This is a genomic window from Aeromonas eucrenophila, assembly GCF_000819865.1.
Lineage (GTDB): Bacteria > Pseudomonadota > Gammaproteobacteria > Enterobacterales > Aeromonadaceae > Aeromonas > Aeromonas eucrenophila.
The window spans coordinates 1-20,199 of sequence record NZ_CDDF01000002.1 but is presented as its reverse complement, the minus strand read 5'-3'; the positions used below and the strand labels follow the sequence as shown (position 1 = coordinate 20,199).

The window sequence follows — 20,199 nt, the reverse complement described above, 5'->3', positions numbered from 1 at the left end:
GATTACGCCATGATATTGACCCCGGCCCGTGGCCGGCCGGATTGGACAGTCAACTTCAAGGACCCCCCATGTTTGAACACGTCGATGCCTATGCTGGCGACCCCATACTGACGCTAGTCGAGACCTTCCACAAAGACACCCGCGAACAGAAGGTGAACCTGGGGATCGGCCTCTATTACGATGAGCAGGGCCGCATTCCGCTGCTGGGCTCGGTACAGCAGGCCGAAGCCGCCCGCGCCGCCGCCCCGGCGCCACGCCCCTATCAGCCGATGGAAGGCGCCGCCAACTACCGTACCGCCGTGCAGCATCTGCTGTTTGGCGCCGAGCATGCCGCGGTCAAGGCCGGCCGCATCGCCACCATCCAGACCATAGGTGGCTCGGGCGCCCTGAAGATCGGGGCAGACCTGCTCAAGCGCTACTTCCCGACCTCCGAGGTCTGGGTCAGCAATCCGACCTGGGACAACCACAAGGCCATGTTCGAGGGGGCCGGCATCAAGGTGCACGACTACTCCTACTACGACGCAGCCACCGGCGGCGTCAACTTCGACGCCATGCTGGACTGCCTCACGACCCTGCCGGCCAAGAGCATCGTGCTGCTGCATCCCTGCTGCCACAACCCGACCGGGGTGGATCTCTCCCGCGCCCAGTGGGATCAAGTGATCGCGCTCGTCGTGGATAAGGGGCTGATCCCCTTCATGGACATCGCCTATCAGGGCTTCGGTGACGGCCTGGAAGAGGATGCCTACGCCATCCGCGCCATGGTCGATGCGGGGGTTAGCTTCTTCGTCAGCAACTCCTTCTCCAAGAACCTCTCCTTCTACGGCGAGCGCTGCGGCGGTCTGTCGGTCATCTGCCAGGATGCGGAAGAGGCTGGCCGGGTGCTGGGTCAGATGAAGGCGACAGTGCGTCGCAACTACTCCAGCCCCCCCACCCACGGTGGCCAAATCACCGCGGCCGTGATGAACGATGCCAGCCTGCACGCCCTCTGGGTGGATGAAGTGACCGAGATGCGTACCCGCATCAAGGCCATGCGCCAGAAGCTGTTCGAGGTGCTGAGCGCCAAGGTGCCGGGCCGCGATTTTGGCTACTTCATCAGCCAGCGCGGCATGTTCAGCTACACCGGCTTCACCCCGGAGCAGGTCGATCGCCTGCGCGAGGAGTTCGCCGTCTACCTGGTGCGCTCCGGTCGCATGTGCGTGGCGGGCCTCAACAGCCGCAACGTCGACTACGTGGCCGACGCCATGGCTGCCGTGCTCAAGGGCTGACCCCAGAGCCCCGCTTCGGCGGGGCTTTTTGTGTCCCCTTCCCCGCCTTTATCTGGAGCCTGCCATGGATCTGATAGCACTCTCTCGCCTGGGGGGACGCCATCTGGTCACCCTGCACCTGCTGCTGGACAGCCGCAGCGTCACCCGCAGCGCCGAGCGCCTCTGCACCACCCCCTCCTCCGTCAGCAAGACTCTCAATCAACTGCGCGCCCTGCTGGGGGATCAGCTGCTCTATCGCCAGGGTAATCAGCTGCTGCTCACCCCCTTCGCCGAACGGCTCGGCCCCAGCCTGCAGCGGCTGTTGCGCGAGCTGAACGGTCTCACCAGCCAGGAAGGGTTCAACCCCGCCAGCTGGCAGGGACAGCTGAACATAGCGCTGCGAGAGAGCGGCATGGTCTGGCCCATGGGGCCCATTCTAGGTCAGCTGATGCGGGAGGTGCCGGGGATGATGCCCGTCATCTGGAACAAGGATGAACAGGCGCTGGCGCGGCTGGCGGCGGGAAAACTCGACTTCGTGATCCTGCCCCACGATCAGAGCCAACCCCTGCCGAGCCACCCTGGGCTGGTGTGGGAACCCTTGCGCGAAGACAGGCTGGTCTGCCTGCTGCGCTCGGATCACCCGGCGCTGGACAGGCCCTGGGATCTGGATGCTTACCTGAGCTGGCGCCACATCGCCATTCGCGACACCGAGCTCGCCAACCCCTTCTTCGAGCAGAGCCTGGCCCAGTTGCAGGTGCGCCGCCAGCTAGGGGCCACCCTGCCGGACTTTGGCAGCGCTGCGGCCTTGCTGCGCCAGAGCGATCTCATCCTCACCGCCATCGAAGGCTGGGCGACCCAGGCCGATCTGCCGGGGCTGGTGCGCCTCGCGCCTCCCTTCGACTATGGCGCCGTGACCCACAGCCTGGTGTGGTACGGCCCCACGGGGGAAGAGCCCGCCCTGCGCTGGTTCCGTCAACGGATCCTGCAACTGGGGCGGGTCATGGTACAGGGATAGCGGGCTCGCCCCTGCTCAGGGCTTCTTGGTATAGATGGGGCCGGGGAAGGAGGCGACGTTGTTGCCGAGCTCTGTGATGCGGGCAGCCCCCTGCTTGCGCACCTGATCGATGCGCAGCACCTGGTGCATGGGGATCAGGGTGCGATTGACGTCGGCAAACTCGCTCTTGAGCTTCTCGTGACCCGGATCGACGATGAGGGCCGTGTGATTGTCCCAGACAAAATTCGCTATCTCGATGAAGCCGAACAGCGGACCCTGATTGACCTCCCTGACATAGACCTCGTAGCGCTCGCTGTGGCAAATAAACTGCACTCGGTATAAGGCGTTGGCTTCACTCATATTTATCTGTTGATGGTGGGCGGTTTTCCCATTCTAGCCGTCACTTCGCGCACACCATATAGACGAACTTCACAGTTGCGTCATATCGGGTCTCAAAGCGCGCTACCGGCCCCTCACCCGATGGCAGGCAGCGAGATGGGGCCAAACCCCTTGGCCATCAGGGCGTTGGCCAGCTTTTTCAGCTCATCCATGCCGGCCTCCCGCCAGCTCAGCGCCTCCCCTCGTACCCCGTGATGACGAAAACCGTTGAGGCGGATGGGTATGGGGCCGAGGCTCTGCAGGAAGGCGCAGAGGCCGGCGTCTGGCTCCCCCCGCTCATCGACGAAATCCGTTCTGCCCGGCACGTGGAGCAGCCGCAGCTCCGTCAGCTTGCCGCACCGTGCCAGCAATTGCAGGGAGGCCAGCACCCGCTCGCGATCGTAGCCGGTCAGCGCGCGGTGCACCTCGTCCCGCCACCCCTTGAGATCGAGCATGGCGCCATCCAGCACCGGCAGCAGCCGCTGCCAGCCCGCCGGGGCCAGGGAGCCGTTGCTGTCCAGCAGGCAGCTCAGGTGGGCCAATTCAGGGTCGGCCTTGATGGTGGTGAACAGAGCGATCACAAAGGGCAGCTGGGTGCTCGCCTCCCCGCCGGAGACGGTGATGCCGCTCAGCAGCGGGCCGTAGCGGCGCAGTTCCGCCAGCACCTCTGCCACCGACATGATTTGGGTCTTGGGGCTGGCCTGGCGCGGACAGCCATCGGTGCAGCGATCGCAATGGATACAGAGCGCAGCCTGCCAGCTCACCCGCCCCTCCGCCATCGTCAGGGCGCCGCTCGGACAGGCGGGCACGCAGTCGCCACAGTGATCGCACAGCCCTATGGTGTGCGGGTTGTGGCAACCGGGGCAGCGAAAGTTACACCCCTGCAGGAAGAGCACCAGACGATTGCCCGGCCCGTCCACGCAGGAGAAGGGCAATATTCTGCTGACGATGGCGGTCCTCGCCAGCAGTCGGCTCGGGTCAGCACTCACTCAGGCAGCTCTCGAGGGCCACCACCCGAGGAGCGCGCTGGCGAATGCCGGTCAGCTCGCTCGCCTCGGCGCCGAGACAGGTGGTCTGCAGGCGCGAGCCCTCGGCCGCGAAGCGGGCCACGTCGCTCTTGCGGATCATGTAGCCGGTCACCCGCACCAGATCGCTGTCTGCCACGTTGGCGCTGAATTCCCGCATGCCGAGGACGAAGGCCCCCTTGCACAGCTGCAGCAGCGCCTCCGGGTTCTGGCGTATGGTGGGATCCAGGGTCAGGATCTCGCTGATGCCTGAGCCGTAGAAGCCGTGGTGGGGCGCCAGCGCCAGCACGTGGCTGGCGGGATCCGGCTCCTCGCCGTAAGGGATGCGCACCCCTGGTGTCACGCCCCTGTCCAGGCTCAGTCCCCCCTGGGCATGGAGCAGGGCCCGCCCGCCCCAGGCGTGGGGCTGAGGTCTGCTGGTCACATAACCGGAGAGCTGTGCCGAGATGCGATAGCCGAGCCGGTTTGCCTCCTCGTCCCGGCCGTAACGCTCGGGTCGATTTTCCTTGTCCATCAGCAGATTGACCGCCTCCGCCATGCCATAGATGCCGTACATGGGCACGAAGCGATCCTCCTCGATCAGCCCCTCCTGCACCAGGAAGCTGTCGAAGAAGCCGGATTCCAGATGCAGGAAGCGGGCACGGGCCTCGATGAGCAGGGAGGCCTGCTCGCAATAGTGGGGCAGCCATTTCTCCAGGAAGTCGTCGATGCCGGCGCTCTGCTCGGCCACCCCCTTGAGGGAGATGCGCACCAGGGTATTGGCGCCGCCCCCCAGCGGCAGCGCGTTGTAGCAGCTGACGATGCCAAAACCGCGCTCATCGAAGGTGTCCCTGTGCAGTGGATAGTTGACGATGTGGGGTTTGCCGCACTCGGCGATATTTTGTACCCCCTGCATCAGCAGGGAGTCCGGGCTCTGGGCGGGGTCGTGGAACAGGCTGAGGTTCGGCGCCACTTGCTTGAGCTCACCGTCGATGCGCAGGATCAGCCGGCAGATCCGGTTGTCGTCCGGCCCGATGTTGACGTGCATGAAGGCATCCGGCAGCACCCTGTCCAGGTAGATCCAGAAGCGCCGCAACTTGCCATGGAGGGTCTCGTCGTCCAGCGCCCCGACGAAGGGCAGCAGCAGCTGATCCAGCCGCCCCAGCCAGACCGGCATGCCGGTCACCGAGGGCACCTGGTGATAGAGGATGCGCAGGGCATCCAGCGCCTCGTCAAAATCCTTGGGCGGCGCCAGCTCCAGCCAGGCCGAGCCCTGGCTCAGAAATCGTTGGTAATCCGGCAGCACGTAGCGCGGCTTGTAGGGAGCGTGGCCCTCGAACATGTCGCACAATACTCCCTGCGCCATGGCATCTGAAACGCTGGCGGGGAGATCCGGGTAAGGCAGGGCATTCTCGGCGGCCAGGGCCAGGGCGTGGCTCTTCTGGGCCGGTGAGAGCAGGGGGTCGCGCACTATGCGCTGACAGGTGGCGGTGAGGGACATGACAGGCTCCAAAGCGGATGATGGCTAAATCCTCACACTTGCAGGGCCTTATTTGAAGTGACATTCACAACAGAGCGGATGTCCATAATGAACATCCGCTACGTGGGATCACGAGCTATCCCAGCCAGGGTAGCAAGGTGAGCAGTCCCCCCTGCCAACGCAGCAGGAAGAAGCCCCCCATGCCGACCACCACCACCAGCAGGGTCGGCAGCCGCAGCAGGGTCAGCGCCGTCACCAGCAGGGTAGCCGCCAGGTAGTCGGGATCCCAGTCCAGCCCCTTGCCGGGCTGGTAGCTGAAGACGATAGGCAGCCAGATGGCGGTCAGCACCGACTGGGCCGAGAAGCTCAAGAAGGCCCCCATCTCGGCGCCGGGTTGATAACGGGTCAGCCGCGAGAAGAAGGCGAAGCGGTTGAAGAAGGTGATCAGGGTCAACAGCCCTATCATCAGCCAGCTCATGGTTATCTCCTCATCCGGTGCAACACATAACCCACCAGCATGCCGGCCAGGGCCGAGACAATGATGGTGTAGACCTCCGCCAGCAGCCTTATCTTCAGCCAGCTCATGATTACCTCCTCATCCGATGCAGCATATAGCCCACCAGCATGCCGGCCAGGGCCGAGATGATGATGTAGACCTCCGCCAGCAGCGGCTTGGTGAGCAGGGCCGTGCCGCCGCTTACCAGGGTCGCCGCCACCATGGGCAGGTTCTTCATGGCCGGGATCGTCATGGCGATGAAGGTCGCCGCGATGGCGAAGTCCAGCCCCATGTGATCCAGCCCCTCGATGTACTGGCCGGCGGCGATGCCGAGCAGGGTCGCGAGATTCCAGAACAGGTAAAACACGAAGCCCGCGATCAGCGCATAGGCGGGATTGAAGGCGCCGCTGCGCTCCCTGTCTTTCAGCGCAACCGCGAACATCTCGTCGGTCAGGAAGAAGGCCAGGCTCGCGCGCCAGCGCAGGGAGAGCGGCAACACATCCCGGCGGAAGGTGAAGCCGTACAGCAGGTGCTGGGAGGTGATGACGAAGGTGGAGCCGACGATGGGCAACAGCGGCGTGCCGGCCCCGAACAGGGTGGTGGCCGAGAGCTGGGCGGCGCCGGCATAGACCAGCAGCGACATCAGCTGAGCCTGAATGGGGCTGAGGCCCACCTGCAGCGCCAGGGCGCCGCACAGGATGCCCCAAGGGATGACCGAGACGGAGAGCGGGAGAATATCGAGGGAGGCACGCCACCAGAGCGCGCCCGTACTCTCGACCCCGGCCTGCTGGGGGCGAGTTGGCGAAGTCATGCAGTTTTCCTTGTCCTGTCAGCGAGAACGGAAAAACCTAACACAGCACCCGTTCAGATGCCATGCCATCGTCAGGACGCGCACGCGGTGACAGCAAGGAGAAAACGACAGACCCGCCCCCGCAGGGTGATGCAGGGGCGGGTCTGAGCAGGGGATCTCGGGGATCAGGGTTCGATGACGATGGGGGTGCCTGGTTCGATGGCGCTCCACACCTCATCCAGATCGTGGTTCAGCATGGCGATGCAGCCATTGGTCCAGTTGGACGGCTGCAGACGGCGGTTGCCGATGTCGTTGCGCTGACCATGGATCATGATCATGCCACCCGGATTCACGCCCTTCTCGTTGGCCGACTTGATGTCGTCCAGGTTCGGGTAGTTGATGTGGATGGCCTTGTAATAGCCGGAGTTGGTCTTCTTGTAGTCGAGGGTGTAGCGCCCTTCCGGCGTACGCTGATCCCCTTCCCGCTGCTTGTGTCCCATTGGGGCCGGGCCCAGGGCGATCCAGTAGCGTTTGACCTCCTTGCCATCCTTCATCAGGGTCAGGCTATAGCTCGACTTCTTGACCACCACCATGTCCGCAGACAGGGTCGCAAAACTTAAGGCGGGCCACAGCCCCAGCAAACACAACAATACGGCTTTCATTCCATCCCTCGACAAGCCTTCAGGGCTTTATTGTTAGCAAATCATCTGAATGTCGCCACTCTCTGGTGGCGAGCGAGCGTCATGATATGGGATCGCCGTCAATACTCAATATATCCAGAGAAACATATCTGAAGCCAGCCTCACGAAGGGGATTGAGCCCCGCTACCCCGGCCCCATCAATTGATAATGGAAACAGTTATATAGCCGATTTCTGCGGCTGGCGCTCCCCGTCAGGATCGGCGAAGATGCCCACTTTGCCCTCCTCCAGGATCCCGCCTCATGCGACCACTGCGCCTGTTCTTGCTCTTGCTCCCCGCCCTGCTGTGGCTACCCCAGACGCTGGCCGCCCCGCTTCAACTGCAAGGCGAGACCCTGAGCTATCTCATCGACCCCGACACCCTGGCCATCTCGGTCAACGGGGTGCAGGTCAGCGCGGGACAAAACGCCCGCCAGGTCGATCGGTTGCAACAGGATGAACAACAGGCCAGCTGGCAGTGGCCGGCCCAGGAGACCCGGGTCGAGGTGCGGCTGGACGGGGAGGATCTGCTGCTGACCCTGATCAGCAGCGGTCCCCGCCAGATCGCTTGGTACAGTCTGCCGAAGAACCAGACCCACCTCTCCATGGCCTTTGGTGAGGGCAGCCGCTTCTCGGTGCGTGACAGCGACTGGCTCGGCTACATAGGAGACGAGCTGGCCGAAATCGATACCCACCATGATCTCAAGCTGCCCCTGTGGAGTCAGGACGCGGGCAAGCGGACCTACAGCTGGATACTGCAAAGTCCCTACGACAACAAGCTCAGCTTCAGCCGCAAGGGGGGACGCCTGCAGCTTGCCGCCAGCCACGAGTTCAACCACTTCAACCCCGCGCCGCTGGAGATACGCCTGAGCGTGGGGGATGACTGGCTGGCGGGGGCAAGGCGCTACCGGGAGTGGTTGCAGGCCGAGGGAGCCTGGCAATCTCTCGCCGACAAGTTCGCCCGCATCCCGGCGGGCCGGCGGCTGATCGGCGCCAGCCACCTCTATCTCTGGGGAGATGATCTGCTGGACCGGCAGGACGTGACCGACTGGCCCGGCCTGCAGGCCAAACTCACCCAGAAACCGGAATGGCTCAAAACCTTCAACCCCGAGGAGCGCGAGGCGCTGGCGGCCCCCAGTCCCCAGCCTTGGCAGCAGACGCTGATCATGGCAGGCCTCAACCGGCTGATTGAACGCCAGCTGCCGCTACCGGCCCAGCAGGGCCCCGTCAGCCAGGGCAAGGTGCTGGCCCTGCGCCAGCAGTGGGTCAAGGGCCAGTTCGGCGAGCAGCTGGTGGCCCGGGAGCGCTGGGGCCAGGGACTGTCGCTGCCGGTGCTCGAGGCGCTGCAACAGGCGGGACTGCGCAAGCTCTGGCTCGGCACTCCCCAGTGGACGGCAGCCCTGCTGCAGGATCAGGCCATCGCCGCCGCCAAGCGCCTCGGCTATCTGGTGGGCAGCTATGACTCTTACGACACCGCCATCGCCCCGGGCAGCAACGACAGCTGGCTCACCGCCCAGATCCCGCCCGAACTTGGCAAGCGCTGCGCCATCGTCGAGGCCGACGGCAAGCCGAGACCGGGCTTTGGCGGCGAGGGGGTCTATCTCAACCCCGGCTGTACCCTGCCCTACGCCAAGAGCCGCATGAGCGAGCTGGCCAAGGCCAGCGGCATCAACAGCCTGTTCCTCGACGTCGATGGCACCGCCATGGCCTCCAGCGACTACAGCCCAGCCCACCAGCAGGGCAGCGCGGCCATGGTCGCCGCCCGCAACGCCCGCATGGGCTGGATCGGGGAGCGGCTCGGGCTGGTGCTGGGTTCGGAGGATGGTAACGCCCTCACCAGCAAGCCGCTGATGTTTGCCCACGGCGTCCAGAGCTGGGGCTTCGGCTGGACCGACGCCGCCATGCGCAAGCAGGCCAAGTCCCCTTACTACCTCGGCAAGTGGTGGCCAGACGAGGCACCCCAGGTCTTCTTCCAGCCCGCCCGGCTCAAGCCCCGCTACCTCAAAACCGTGTTCAACCCGGCGGACAGGCTTCCGCTCTACCAGGCGGTGTTCCACGATTCGGTGATCAACAGCCACCACTGGCTGCTGGACAACCTCAAGTTCCCCGCCATCCGGGAGGAACGGGCCCTGCTCGGCCTGCTCTACAACACCCCGCCCCTGATCAACCTGAGCCGCAGCACGCTGGCCAGCCGCCTGCCTGAGCTGGTCAGGCTGGACGCCCAGTTCGCGCCACTGCACGAGGCGCTGTGGGACAAGGCGCTGGTGAGCTTCCGTTGGCGGGACGGAGCGGGGCGGGTGCAGGAGACCCGCTTCTCCGATGGCAGTCGGCTGGTGGCGAACTTCGGCAACAGCAGCATCCAGATCGATGGTCACAAGCTGCCGGGTCGGCAGTTGCTGGTGGCCCTCAAGGACAAGCCCGTCACCCTGTTGAAGATCTGAGCGCCCCAAAATGAAAGAGCCCTGCCAGTGGGCAGGGCTCTTTGTTTGCAGGGCGGGTCTCAGACTGCCGCAACGGGCTCAGCCCCGTGGCGCCGGATCCAGGCCTCGAAATCCGCTAGCATGCGCGCCTCGGATTCGCTGTTGTCGGCAATCAGCTCGGCGCCGTGCACGACCCGGATCCGGGCGTTGAGCGGGGTGCCGTCACCGGCGAGGGGCCGCTGGCGCGCCGCCGCCATGCAGGCTGCCGCCGTCTTCCAGGCCTCGGCCACGCTCTGGTTGCACGCCCGGGCCAGGGGCCCGGCGCTGAAGCCCTCGCCGGTGAGGCTCTGCAGGGTCTGATCGTGGGTCATGCCGTTGCCCGGCCCCCAGTAGTGGGCGGCCAGATCCGGGCCTATGCGCGGGTTGTCGGTAAGGTAGCCGTCCCGGCGCAGGAAGTAGGCGCGGGTCTGCTCCACCGCCATCAGCGCCAGCAGGTAGCCGTGATAGGCGCAGGCCGACTCTTGGTTGAGCAGATGCGGGATGGCCAGCAGCGGGCGCGGGCTCTCCACCCCCAGGATCTGGCGCTCCCACCGACGAGCCAGCGCCAGCACGGCGGCCGGGGTGCGCTCGGCCTCGCCCATGGCGTAGAGATCCCGCTCGAAGTAGGCTACCAGCGCGATCTGGCGCTCATTGAAGGCCCGGAACGGCTGGCGGGCCTCGATCATCGCCTGGATCAGCTCGTCGGGAATTTCCTCCCCCGCGGCGTTCCTGGCGTAGCGCTTGAGCCAGTCAGCGTCGTCCAGCAGGCTGTCGCAGAACATGGACTGGGTCTCGGCATAGGCCATGGAGGTGGGCGGAAACTCCTGGGAGAAGCAGGGCGCGTTGCCGGTGACATTGGCAAAATGCGCCGCATGGCCCCCCTCGTGGAACAGGGTGTTGAGACCGCTCCAGCCACTGCCGACCTGGGCCGGATCCGCCAGGCTGGTGAAATTGACCACCGCCGGCACCCACTGGCCCTCCTGCCAGAAGCTCGGCACGGGGCCGTGGCAGAAGCCGTTCTCGTATTTCCCCTCCCGGGTCAGCAGATCCAGGGTCAGGGTCGCCTCTCTGTACTGGATGCCGAGCCGGCGGAAGCTCTCGACCCAGTCTTTCAGCGCCCGCGCGAACGGCACATAGGGATCGAGCTGGCGAGTCACATCGCCGCTCACGCTGTAGCGCAGGTTGTGGGGTAGCAGCGCCGCCTCCCCCTTGGCCGCCTTCAACTCGGCCAAGCTCTGGTGCAGGCGCTGTTCGGTGCGGGCGATAAAGTCATCCAACACCGTAAATAATTGCTCCGGGCTCATCTGCTCGTTCTTGTGCACCTTGTACTCGAAGTAGTCCCGATAGCCCATGGCGCTGGCGAAGCGGTTGCGAAGCGCCACCACCTCGAGGAAACCATTGTCCACCACCCACTGCTCGAGGGCATGGAACATGGCGATGGCGCTCTGGCGCACCGGCTCGCTCGCACTGGCGGCCAGCGCCGTGCTGGCGGTGGGCAGGCTGCCGGCCACCCTCTGGCCCTGCTCGTCCAGCAGGCTGAGCTTGAGCTCCCGGCGGCGGGCAAAGAGCGCCGCCTCGGCGGCCACCAGCTCGTCCATCAGGGCGGCGGCGGCCGGATCCTCGATCACGTTGCATTCGAAGAAGGCGATCCAGCCGGCCAGGCCGCGCTTGAGCTCGGTCTCTTCGGCCTGGGCCTGCATCTCACGCAGCACCGGCAGCCGGGCAGGATTGGCGCAGAACGTCTTGTAGGCCTGCTCGGCGGCGGTAAAGCCCGCCTGATCGTCGCTGGTGCCCATGTAGGTGGACCAGAACAAGTCCTCCTTGCGCCTGTGCACCTGCAGGTAGTCGGCGTTGAGCTGGTTCAGGTAGTTCCTGGCAATGGAAGTCATAAGGTCCCTCTTGTTATCGGTGGCGATTGAGCGCCTTGCCTTGTGATGATGCCCGGCCGTGGCCAGACAAGGGGCGCCGGGATGCGCCTCACCACGCTATCAAAAGCCGCTGGCCATGTCTGTAGCACAGGGATCCGGCCTGCACCTGGCCAAGCCAGACTCCATTTCACTAGGCTCTGCTCATGGGGCAATAAATAATGCATTGTATTTGCATATTAATTAAGCGAATCGAAAGGCGCCGCACCGATGGCCAATAAAATAGGCATTTGAAAACAAAAAGTTAAGTATTGGCTCTACTCCGACGAGGTCAAGCTGTAAACATTTACACTTAATAATTTAATCAAAATAAGACATGATGGCAGCGCGTCGTCAAACGCGACGCAATGACCCTTTATGTAGTCATTTGGCAAACTGGTTGAAAGGCCAGGACGCAAAGCCTCCGGTCTAAAGACGTCTCGTCCAGGATAGCGGGGTTGCAGCATCGTGTTTCGGGGAAAACCCCAGCCAACTTGACTGCCCACATCTGTCGAACAGAGGAATGTATGGCAGCAAAAACTCAACTCAATCACCTCGCGGCGGCGCTCGCGCTGCTGGCCAGCGGCGGCGTACTCGCCCATGGCTACATCAACCAACCGGAGGCGCGCAACTACCTGTGCAAGACCGGTGGCAACAGCCAGTGTGGCGCCGTCCAGTGGGAGCCCCAGAGCCTGGAGGCACCGTCCGGCTTCCCCAATGGTGGTCCCGCCGACGGCCAGATCGCCTCGGCCGGTCACCCGCAGTTCGCCGAGCTCGACGTTCAGACCAGCGATCGCTGGACCAAGCGTCCGGTGCAGGGGGGCCCCTTCGCCATCAGCTGGAGCTTCACCGCCAACCACGTGACCCGCAACTGGCGTTACTACCTCACCAAGCAGGATTGGAACCCGAACCAGCCGCTGACCCGGGACTCCTTCGATCTGACCCCCTTCTGCGTCATCGACGGGGGCATGGTGCAACCACCCAAGCAGGTCACCCACAATTGCACCCTGCCGGCCCGCACCGGTTATCAGGTGATCCTGGGGGTCTGGGAGGTGGGTGATACCGCCAACAGCTTCTACAACCTGATCGATGCCAAGTTCGATGGTGGCACCCAGCCGCCGCTGACCTGGAGCCAGGGCGGAACCATCTATCCCTCCATCGATCTGGTGGCTGGTGACAAGGCCAAGACCCGGGTGTTCGACGCCAACGGCGAGCGCACCGATCTGCAGACGGTGCTGACCATAGGCTCCTCCGAGCAGGGCCAGAAGAACAACTGGGCCCACGATCTGGCAGCCAAGATCAACACAGAGCAGAGCCAGATCCGCGCCGGCCAGCAGGGAACAGATGGCCAGTTCAACCCGGTTTACGGGCAGAACCCCATCTACCTGAAGGCTGGCAGCAACCTGCAACGGGTCGAGGTCCAGCTCGAGCAGCAGCAGCCTCCAGTGAACGACAGCATCAGCGTGAGCGGTCTGGAGAGCGAATACCTGCTCGACAACGGCAAGGTCACCCTGAACTTCAGCGTCACGGCCCAGGGGGATCTCGCGGTCACCAACACCCTGTATGACCATGGCGGTGCCGCCAAGGGACAGACCAGTGCCGACATCAAGGACAGCAGCCAGAGCTTCACCATGGCGGTCAGCGGCCTGAGCGCGGGTCACCATCAGCTGGTGATCGAAGGCAAGCCGAAGGCGGGTGGCGCCTCACTGCAGCAGACCCTGGATCTGATGTTCAAGGATCCGGCCAGCGGCGGCGACTACCAGTACAGCTTCCCGGAAGGGTTGAAGTCCTATGTGGCCGGCACCAAGGTGCTGCAACCCAAGAACGGCAAGGTATACCAGTGCAAGCCCTACCCCTACAGCGGTTGGTGCAGCATCTGGTCGAGCACGGCCACCCAGTATGAGCCCGGCGTGGGATCCAACTGGCAGGATGCCTGGACCCTGGTGAACTGAGCCCGCAACTCCTGAGCAGAAGAGGCCCGAGCGGCCTCTTTTTTTTTGCCTGTTATCCGAGATCCCGCTGTCTTTGGCAGCGCGAGCTCCCCTGTCGGACAAACAATATGACGAAAAACTACTATGACCCCCTGAGTCGCCTGCTGCACTGGCTGATGGCCGTCGTCATTCTCTACGCCACCCTGGCGGGCTACCTGATGCACCTGGTGATCGACAGCCACCCCCGGCTGTTTCAGTTTCTGTCGGTGCTGAACATGTCGATGGCGACCCTAATCACCCCGCTCTTCCTGCTGCGCTGGGGCTGGCAGCACCTGAGAACGCCACTGCCCGAGAGTGAGGCCGGGCACTACCATGGCTGGGTCAAGCTGGCCCATGCCCTGCTCTATGGGCTGATGTTCGTCGTGCTGCTGAGCGGCTTCCTGATGCTGGAGCAGGATTACGCCCTGTTCTGGCTCTATCCGATCACCAACCCCATCGACAGCCCCGAGATCAACGCCTTCTTCTTTCGCGTGCACCGCCTCGGTTGCCTGTCGCTGGCGGCGCTGGTCCTGCTGCACGTGGCCGCTGCCCTGTACCACCACGGGATAAAAGGCGATCGCACCCTCTATCGCATGCTGGGGCCCCGCAGCGGCAAATAAGCAGACGGCGCCAGGTCGCAGAGACCGGCTTTCCATCCAGAGGCAGATAAACAAACAGGGAGCCATGGGCTCCCTGTTCCCTCATCTCGTGGCAGGCATCAGATCTGGTAATCCAGCTGCGGCTCGTTGCCCATGGCCCGCGCCTGGATGTCCGCCAACGCCAGCTCGGGGTTGCACAGCTGGATGAACTGCCAGGCGAAGTTGTGCTGGAACTGCCCCTGTTTTAGGCCGATCCAGGCGGTGTGGGGTGCAAACAGCCGGCTGCCGTCGAGCTGCACCAGCCCCTTGTCCCGCTGGGCGTCGAACGCCATGTCCGCCAGTATGCCGACCCCCATCTCCAGCTCGACATAGGTCTTGATGACGTCCGAGTCCTGGGCGGTCAGCAGGATCTGCGGCTCTATACCTGCCTCGGCGAAGGCCTCGTCCACCCGCGCCCGGCCGGTCAGGCCCGATTGGTAGGTGACTATGGGCCAGTGGGCCAGCGCCGCCAGGGTCAGATCCCGCTCGGCGGTGAGGGGATGCTGCTCGGGAACCACTATGTTGTGGTGCCAGCGGTAGTAGGGGAAGGCCACCACCCCTTCGCTGCGATCGAGCTGCTCGCTGCTGATGCCGATATCCACCTCGCCGGTCTGCACCAGCCGTACTATCTCCTCCGGGCTGCCCTGACGCAGTTCCAGTTGCACCAGCGGAAACTGCTCGCGAAACGCCTTCACCACCCGTGGCAGGGCGTAACGCGCCTGGGTGTGAGTGGTCGCTACCAGCAGCCGGCCCGAGTCGCGGTTCGCGAAGGTACTGGCCAGCTTGCGGATGTTGTTGGCATCCCCCAGGATGCGCTCGGCGATCACCAGCAGCTCCTTGCCCGGCTCCGTCATGCCGAGCAGTCGCTTGCCGTAACGAATGAACAGCTCTAGCCCAAGCTCCTCTTCCAGCTCGCGAATGTGGCGGCTGACCCCAGACTGGGAGGTAAACAGGGCGTTGGCGACCTCGGTCAGGTTGTAGTCCCGCCGGGCCGCCTCACGAATAATGCGTAGTTGCTGAAAGTTCACGTCATCGCCTCCTGCGCTGACCGGCCGCGTGGGGTTGACCCCGCGGCCTTGTTATCTGTTTCAAGCCTGATGCTCATCACATCGACGAACTCGTCGCCTTAAATCTGGTAGTCCGGATAGAGCTGAGCCTGTCTGGCCACCAGGCGCACTCCCTGCCCCGGCGTCAGGGCTCGGGCGGCCTCTTTGCTCAGTTCGACCTCGAAGTGTGCCCCCTGGGTGTCACCTACGCCACGCAGCTCGACCCGGATCCGCGGCCCCATGGGCAGCAGCCGGGTGATGGTGGCACTGATGCCGCCGATCGCCTCCGCTGGCAGAATATCCAGCTCGTGGGGGCGCACATAGGCTATGGCCGCACTGCCCTTGGCCAGGTGGGAAACCGCAGGGGCGCCCAGCGACTGCTCGCCGATGCCGAGCCCCTGCTCCGCCACCCGACCACGGAACAGATTCACGCTGCCGAGGAAGCTGTGCACGAAGGAGCTGGCTGGTTGGTCATAGACCTCGGCCGGGGTGCCTATCTGCTCGACCCGGCCGGCATTCATCAAGACGACTCTATCCGCCACCTCCAGCGCCTCCTCCTGATCGTGGGTCACGAACAGGCTAGTGACGTGCAGCTCGTCGTGCAGTTCCCGCAACCAGCGGCGCAGCTCCTTGCGCACCTGGGCATCGAGGGCACCGAACGGCTCGTCCAGCAGCAGCACCTTGGGCTGCACCGCCAAAGCGCGGGCCAGGGCGACCCGCTGGCGTTGACCGCCGGAGAGCTGGGTCGGATAACGCTCGGCCACGTGGCTGAGCTGCACCAGATCCAGCAGCTCCTTGACCCGGGCGCGGATGGCGGTTTCGCCCGGACGCTCACTGCGCGGCTTGACCCTCAGGCCGAACGCCACGTTCTCGAACACCGTCATGTGGCGGAACAGGGCATAGTGCTGGAACACGAAGCCGACGTTGCGCTCACGCACGTGGAGCGCCGAGGCATCCTCCCCACGGATGATGACGCTACCGCTGTCGGCCTGCTCCAGCCCGGCGATGATCCGCAGCAAGGTAGTCTTGCCGCAGCCGGACGGGCCCAGCAGCGCGACCAGCTCGCCGTCGTGAAAGTCGAGGTTGATGTCGGCAAGGGCCGCGTACTGATTGAAATGCTTGTTGAGTTGTTGAACCTGAATGCTCATGGCTGCCTCGTTGAAACTGTGAAATCAGTGAGATTTGGTGGGCTGACCACGCAGCCGGGCCAACAGGGTTTCCCCCAACAGGGTGAAGATCCCGAACAGGGCCAGCAGGCTGGCTACCGCGAAGGCGGCGCCGGTCTGGTACTCGTTGTAGAGGATCTCGATGTGCAGTGGCAGGGTATTGGTCTGACCACGAATGTGGCCGGAGACCACGGAGACGGCACCAAACTCCCCCACCGCCCGGGCGGTACAGAGCAGCACGCCATACATCAGGCTCCAGCGAATGCCGGGCAGAGTGACTCGCCAGAACATCTGCAAGCCGCTCGCTCCCAGCATGATGGCGGCTTCTTCCTCTTCCGGCCCGCGCGCCTCCATCTGGGGCAGCAGTTCGCGCACCACGAAGGGCACCGTGATAAAAGTGGTCGCCAGGATGATGCCAGGGGTGGCGAAGATGATCTTGATGTCGTGCTCGCTCAGCCAGTCGCCAAACCAGCCGCGGCTGCCGAACATCAGCACGAACATCAGGCCCGCGATGACGGGCGACACCGAGAACGGCAGATCGATGATGGTGATCAGCAGTTGCCGACCCGGAAAGCGGAAGCGGGCGATGGCCCAGGCGGCCGCCAGACCGAACAACACGTTGAGCGGCACCGAGCAGAGGGTTACCAGCGCGGTCAGGCCGAGGGCACTCAGGGCATCCGGCTCACTGATGGCGTGCCAGAAGAAGGCAAGGCCCGGAGTCAGCGCCTGAATGAAGACGGTGGCGAGCGGCAGCAGCAGCAGGGCGGCAAACCAGCCTAATCCCACAGTGATAAGCAGCCACTTGACCCAGACCGGCTCACGGGTCACGGGTTGATGGCTCACGACCACAGTCACTTGCGGTGCCTTGTCGAGTGCAATGCTGGATGCGGTCATATACGGCTCCCTCCGATACGGGCCCAGCTCCAGGCCTGCAACTTATTGATAATCAACAGCAGAATGAATGAGATAAGCAGCATGACGGAGGCGATGGCAGACGCACCGGCGTAGTCATACTCCTCCAGGTGGCTCATGATCATCAGCGGCGCTATCTCGGAGACCATGGGCAGGTTGCCAGCGATAAAGATGACGGAGCCGTACTCCCCCACTCCGCGGGCGAAGGCCAGGGCGAAGCCGGTCAGCAGTGCCGGGATCAGGGTCGGCCAGAGTACCCGGACAAAGGTCTGCCAGCGGTTGGCACCCAAGCTGGCGGCGGCCTCTTCCTGTTCTGCCTCCGCCTCGCGCAGCACAGGTTGCAGGGTGCGCACCACGAAGGGCAGGCCGATGAAGGTCAGCGCTATCACCACCCCTATGGGGTTGTAGGCGAGCTCGATACCAAAGGGGGCGACCCACTGACCTATCCAGCCGTTGGGGGCGAAGATGGCACACAGGGCGATACCGGAGACGGCGGTGGGCATGGCAAACGGCAGATCGATCAATGCATCCACTAAGCGGCGACCGGGGAAGGTGTAGCGCACCAATACCCAGGCCAGGATCAGCCCGAACAGGCTGTTGAGCAGGGCCGCGATAAAGGCTGCCCCAAAGCTCAGACGAAAGGAAGCCAGCACTCGCGGGGAGCTGATCACCTGCCAGAACTCGGCGGCGTTGAGATTGTTCACGGCGAACAACACCAATGCGGAGAGCGGCAGCAGCACCAGTATGCTCAGATAGAGCAGGCTGAAGCCGAGGGTCGGGCCCAATCCGGGCAGGACGGAATAAGAACTTAATCGCATAACACTTCCGTTTGTTATAAAAAACATTCGATGTAGCGATTCTGCTCACTCCCGCCAGGTGCAACAAACACCAATATCGCCTTTGCTAATTACTTTTTTGTATAACAACGGCGGAACAAGGCTTTTAGAGCGATAAATATAAAAAAAGGTCTTTTATATAAATAAAAGACCTAACTAAACGGAGCTGTGGAACCGGGAACTGCGGAGTCTGTTGCTATGGATACAGGCTAGCGAACCTGCTTGATCTCATATGGTCACCTTCCTTGTCATACATACAAAACATCAACGAAAGCTGATCGCCGCCTGCCGGCCCCATTCAGCCGGGGCAGGCTCGACCACCATCTCGGCCCGGCGGTGAAGAGTGCCGAGCAGGTTAAGACCCTGACTCCACTCCCCATGACCGGACTGGGCATTGATGTGGCCCACCTCACCGGCATCGAACAGCGGTACCTGCCACTGACGGCTCCAGAACTCGGCCCGCTCGAACGACATCCAGGGATCGTTGCGGCTGGCGATGAGCTGGGCGGATACCTTGATGGATCCCGCCAGCAGTTCATCCGGGATACCGAAGCGGGCCGGATCCGCTGGCGCCACTATCAGGATGGAGGAGACCTTCTCCGGCTGCAGCCGGGCGGCGGCGATGGCCGTCAGGGCACCGAAAGAGTGTGCTACCAGGTGGACCCGGCTACGCCGGCTCCTGAGCTTGCTCGCCAGCTTGGCACTCCAGACCGTTAAGTCTGGCTTGTCCCAAGGCAGGCCAACCATGCGCTGCCAGTGTGGGAAGTGCTGATGCCATCGGCTCTGCCAGTGATCCGGCCCACTGTTGTGCAGACCGGGAACCAGGAGGATTTTGTTCATCTCGGTGCTCCTATCCGTTGGCACAGGGGCCAGTTTGGTGTGGGCTTAGCTACCTGGTTGGTAGATCTGGTCAAACAGACCGCCCTGGGCGAAGTGCTTCTTCTGGGCCTTGCTCCAATCCCCTTCCAGGTCCTTGACGGTGAACAGGTTCAGGGTGGGGAACTGAGCCGAGGTCTCCTTCAGGATCGCCGGATTGCTGGGGCGATAGTGGTACTTGGCGATGATGCGCTGCCCCTCATCGGAGTAGAGATAATCGAGGTATCCCTTGGCGACGGCCTCGGTGCCGTGCTTCTTGGCAACCTTGTCGACCACAGCCACCGGCGGCTCAGCCAGAATCGAAACGGAGGGCACTACCAGTTCAAACTTGTCGCTGGTGCCCGGTTGACCCAGTACCAGCAGGGCTTCGTTCTCCCAGGCCAGCAGTACGTCACCCAGACCACGCTCGATGAAGCTGGTGGTGGCGCCGCGGGCGCCGGAGTCCAGCACCTTCACGTTCTTGAACAGATCGCCGACGAACTGCTTGGCTCCCTCTTCACTGCCACTCTTCTTCAGGGCATAACCCCAGGCAGCCAGGTAGTTCCAGCGTGCTCCGCCGGAAGTCTTGGGGTTGGGAGTGACGATGGCCACATCCTTGCGCACCAGATCATCCCAATCCTTTATCTGCTTGGGGTTACCCTTGCGCACCAGGAAGACGATGGTGGAGGTATAGGGGGAAGCGTTGTTGGCCAACTGGCTCTCCCAATCCGCTGCGGTGAGGCCTGCCTTGGCCACGGCATCGACGTCATAAGCCAGCGCCAGCGACACCACATCGGCCTCCAGCCCATCCACCACGGCGCGCGCCTGCTTGCCGGAGCCACCGTGGGACTGGCTCACCACCACATCGTCACCGGTCTTGGTCTTCCACTCCTTGGCGAAGGCACTGTTGTATTCTTGGAACAGCTCGCGGGTCGGATCGTAAGAGACGTTGAGCAGACGGATTTCGGCGGCATTGGCTTGGCCGAGCGCCAGTAGAGAGAGCAGAGTCAGGGCGGTCATTCGCAGTTTCATGGTGATACTCCTTATCGTTGGATTGAGTACAGCATGCCGTCTCCTCGATATATCAGGAAGGAAGAAAACGCGCTTTGCTTATCTCTTTTTCAAATATAAGGAGGATTAATAAAAAATAACTTAAGCAAATACAGATTGTTATGACATGAGTAAATCAAGCCAGTCATTGGCGTCATCATCATGGGTAGTGAAAAAGGGAGGGGGCTATGTCGAGAGAAACGGGTGCCACTCACAGAGAGTGGTGAAGATCTGTACCAGAATACCGCTGCTGAATGGATGTGAGTGAATAGCAGATATGAAAAAAGCCCAGTCTATCG

At 63.2% G+C, this 20,199-nt stretch carries 18 protein-coding genes and 1 riboswitch; of the genes, 5 read left to right on the top strand and 13 right to left on the bottom strand.

Features of this window, described 5'->3' with window-relative positions; genetic code table 11:
• Positions 1-68 precede the first annotated feature (68 nt).
• Positions 69-1,265: an amino acid aminotransferase gene (locus BN1124_RS03040; RefSeq protein WP_042639072.1), complete on the top strand. Its 1,197-nt coding sequence runs from the start codon at positions 69-71 to the stop codon at positions 1,263-1,265.
• Between the two features lie 64 nt (positions 1,266-1,329).
• Positions 1,330-2,259, top strand: coding sequence for a LysR family transcriptional regulator (locus tag BN1124_RS03035; RefSeq protein ID WP_042639070.1), 930 nt, complete (start codon positions 1,330-1,332; stop codon positions 2,257-2,259).
• Between the two features lie 15 nt (positions 2,260-2,274).
• Here BN1124_RS03035 and BN1124_RS03030 read toward each other — a convergent pair whose 3' ends face one another.
• The 6 genes from BN1124_RS03030 to BN1124_RS03005 form a co-directional block, all read right to left on the bottom strand.
• Positions 2,275-2,598, bottom strand: coding sequence for a DUF1820 family protein (locus BN1124_RS03030; protein ID WP_033130680.1), 324 nt, complete (start codon positions 2,596-2,598; stop codon positions 2,275-2,277).
• Between the two features lie 113 nt (positions 2,599-2,711).
• Complete coding sequence (locus BN1124_RS03025) at positions 2,712-3,605, bottom strand: YjjW family glycine radical enzyme activase (protein WP_231553590.1); 894 nt, start codon at positions 3,603-3,605, stop codon at positions 2,712-2,714.
• Positions 3,595-5,121 carry a YjjI family glycine radical enzyme gene (locus BN1124_RS03020; protein ID WP_042639067.1) on the bottom strand — a complete coding sequence of 509 codons (1,527 nt, stop codon included), beginning with the start codon at positions 5,119-5,121 and terminating at the stop codon, positions 3,595-3,597. Before BN1124_RS03020 ends, BN1124_RS03025 begins: the two co-directional genes overlap by 11 nt.
• Positions 5,122-5,236: 115 nt before the next feature.
• The gene (locus tag BN1124_RS03015; RefSeq protein WP_042639066.1) at positions 5,237-5,578 is read right to left on the bottom strand and encodes an AzlD domain-containing protein; all 342 of its coding nucleotides are present in this window, start codon (positions 5,576-5,578) and stop codon (positions 5,237-5,239) included.
• 109 nt (positions 5,579-5,687) lie between these two features.
• Positions 5,688-6,407 carry an AzlC family ABC transporter permease gene (locus BN1124_RS03010; protein WP_042639064.1) on the bottom strand — a complete coding sequence of 240 codons (720 nt, stop codon included), beginning with the start codon at positions 6,405-6,407 and terminating at the stop codon, positions 5,688-5,690.
• Positions 6,408-6,571: 164 nt separating this feature from the next.
• Positions 6,572-7,048, bottom strand: a complete 477-nt coding sequence (locus BN1124_RS03005) for a L,D-transpeptidase family protein (RefSeq protein WP_042639061.1) — start codon at positions 7,046-7,048, stop codon at positions 6,572-6,574.
• 279 nt (positions 7,049-7,327) lie between these two features.
• On the opposite strand from BN1124_RS03005, the gene BN1124_RS03000 reads away from it, so the two are divergent.
• Entirely contained in the window at positions 7,328-9,505 is a 2,178-nt protein-coding gene (locus tag BN1124_RS03000; RefSeq protein WP_042639059.1) for a glycoside hydrolase, read from the top strand.
• Between the two features lie 59 nt (positions 9,506-9,564).
• Here BN1124_RS03000 and BN1124_RS02995 read toward each other — a convergent pair whose 3' ends face one another.
• Positions 9,565-11,412 (bottom strand): M3 family metallopeptidase, encoded by a 1,848-nt coding sequence (locus BN1124_RS02995; RefSeq protein WP_042639057.1) that lies wholly within the window; start codon positions 11,410-11,412, stop codon positions 9,565-9,567.
• A gap of 395 nt (positions 11,413-11,807) precedes the next feature.
• Positions 11,808-11,893: riboswitch (cyclic di-GMP riboswitch) on the top strand.
• A 61-nt stretch (positions 11,894-11,954) separates the two neighbouring features.
• On the opposite strand from BN1124_RS02995, the gene gbpA reads away from it, so the two are divergent.
• Both gbpA and BN1124_RS02985 read left to right on the top strand, forming a co-directional pair.
• Complete coding sequence (gbpA, locus tag BN1124_RS02990) at positions 11,955-13,379, top strand: N-acetylglucosamine-binding protein GbpA (protein ID WP_042639055.1); 1,425 nt, start codon at positions 11,955-11,957, stop codon at positions 13,377-13,379.
• A 107-nt stretch (positions 13,380-13,486) separates the two neighbouring features.
• On the top strand, positions 13,487-14,017 hold the full coding sequence (locus BN1124_RS02985; protein ID WP_042639053.1) for a cytochrome b: 531 nt from the start codon (positions 13,487-13,489) through the stop codon (positions 14,015-14,017).
• A gap of 98 nt (positions 14,018-14,115) precedes the next feature.
• On the opposite strand, the gene cbl is transcribed toward BN1124_RS02985, so the two are convergent.
• From cbl to BN1124_RS02955, 6 genes are all read right to left on the bottom strand, one after another.
• The gene (cbl, locus tag BN1124_RS02980) at positions 14,116-15,063 is read right to left on the bottom strand and encodes an HTH-type transcriptional regulator Cbl (protein WP_042639051.1); all 948 of its coding nucleotides are present in this window, start codon (positions 15,061-15,063) and stop codon (positions 14,116-14,118) included.
• Positions 15,064-15,161: 98 nt separating this feature from the next.
• The gene (locus BN1124_RS02975) at positions 15,162-16,229 is read right to left on the bottom strand and encodes a sulfate/molybdate ABC transporter ATP-binding protein (protein ID WP_042639049.1); all 1,068 of its coding nucleotides are present in this window, start codon (positions 16,227-16,229) and stop codon (positions 15,162-15,164) included.
• A 24-nt stretch (positions 16,230-16,253) separates the two neighbouring features.
• Positions 16,254-17,141, bottom strand: a complete 888-nt coding sequence (gene cysW / locus BN1124_RS02970) for a sulfate ABC transporter permease subunit CysW (RefSeq protein WP_042639047.1) — start codon at positions 17,139-17,141, stop codon at positions 16,254-16,256.
• Positions 17,138-17,977 (bottom strand): sulfate ABC transporter permease subunit CysT, encoded by an 840-nt coding sequence (gene cysT, locus BN1124_RS02965; protein ID WP_197066162.1) that lies wholly within the window; start codon positions 17,975-17,977, stop codon positions 17,138-17,140. Before cysT ends, cysW begins: the two co-directional genes overlap by 4 nt.
• Positions 17,978-18,259: 282 nt before the next feature.
• A complete protein-coding gene (locus BN1124_RS02960) occupies positions 18,260-18,835 on the bottom strand; it encodes an RBBP9/YdeN family alpha/beta hydrolase (protein WP_042639043.1) in 576 nt (191 codons plus the stop codon).
• A 45-nt stretch (positions 18,836-18,880) separates the two neighbouring features.
• Positions 18,881-19,882, bottom strand: a complete 1,002-nt coding sequence (locus BN1124_RS02955) for a sulfate ABC transporter substrate-binding protein (protein WP_042639041.1) — start codon at positions 19,880-19,882, stop codon at positions 18,881-18,883.
• Positions 19,883-20,199: the final 317 nt, after the last annotated feature.

Coding starts and splice junctions, on each gene's coding strand:
- BN1124_RS03040 (WP_042639072.1), top strand. CDS start 69: ATGTTTGAACACGTCGATGCCTATGCTGGCGACCCCATACTGACGCTA.
- BN1124_RS03035 (WP_042639070.1), top strand. CDS start 1,330: ATGGATCTGATAGCACTCTCTCGCCTGGGGGGACGCCATCTGGTCACC.
- BN1124_RS03030 (WP_033130680.1), bottom strand. CDS start 2,598: ATGAGTGAAGCCAACGCCTTATACCGAGTGCAGTTTATTTGCCACAGC.
- BN1124_RS03020 (WP_042639067.1), bottom strand. CDS start 5,121: ATGTCCCTCACCGCCACCTGTCAGCGCATAGTGCGCGACCCCCTGCTC.
- BN1124_RS03015 (WP_042639066.1), bottom strand. CDS start 5,578: ATGAGCTGGCTGATGATAGGGCTGTTGACCCTGATCACCTTCTTCAAC.
- BN1124_RS03010 (WP_042639064.1), bottom strand. CDS start 6,407: ATGACTTCGCCAACTCGCCCCCAGCAGGCCGGGGTCGAGAGTACGGGC.
- BN1124_RS03005 (WP_042639061.1), bottom strand. CDS start 7,048: ATGAAAGCCGTATTGTTGTGTTTGCTGGGGCTGTGGCCCGCCTTAAGT.
- BN1124_RS03000 (WP_042639059.1), top strand. CDS start 7,328: ATGCGACCACTGCGCCTGTTCTTGCTCTTGCTCCCCGCCCTGCTGTGG.
- BN1124_RS02995 (WP_042639057.1), bottom strand. CDS start 11,412: ATGACTTCCATTGCCAGGAACTACCTGAACCAGCTCAACGCCGACTAC.
- gbpA (WP_042639055.1), top strand. CDS start 11,955: ATGGCAGCAAAAACTCAACTCAATCACCTCGCGGCGGCGCTCGCGCTG.
- BN1124_RS02985 (WP_042639053.1), top strand. CDS start 13,487: ATGACGAAAAACTACTATGACCCCCTGAGTCGCCTGCTGCACTGGCTG.
- BN1124_RS02975 (WP_042639049.1), bottom strand. CDS start 16,229: ATGAGCATTCAGGTTCAACAACTCAACAAGCATTTCAATCAGTACGCG.
- cysW (WP_042639047.1), bottom strand. CDS start 17,141: ATGACCGCATCCAGCATTGCACTCGACAAGGCACCGCAAGTGACTGTG.
- cysT (WP_197066162.1), bottom strand. CDS start 17,977: ATGCGATTAAGTTCTTATTCCGTCCTGCCCGGATTGGGCCCGACCCTC.
- BN1124_RS02960 (WP_042639043.1), bottom strand. CDS start 18,835: ATGAACAAAATCCTCCTGGTTCCCGGTCTGCACAACAGTGGGCCGGAT.
- BN1124_RS02955 (WP_042639041.1), bottom strand. CDS start 19,882: ATGAAACTGCGAATGACCGCCCTGACTCTGCTCTCTCTACTGGCGCTC.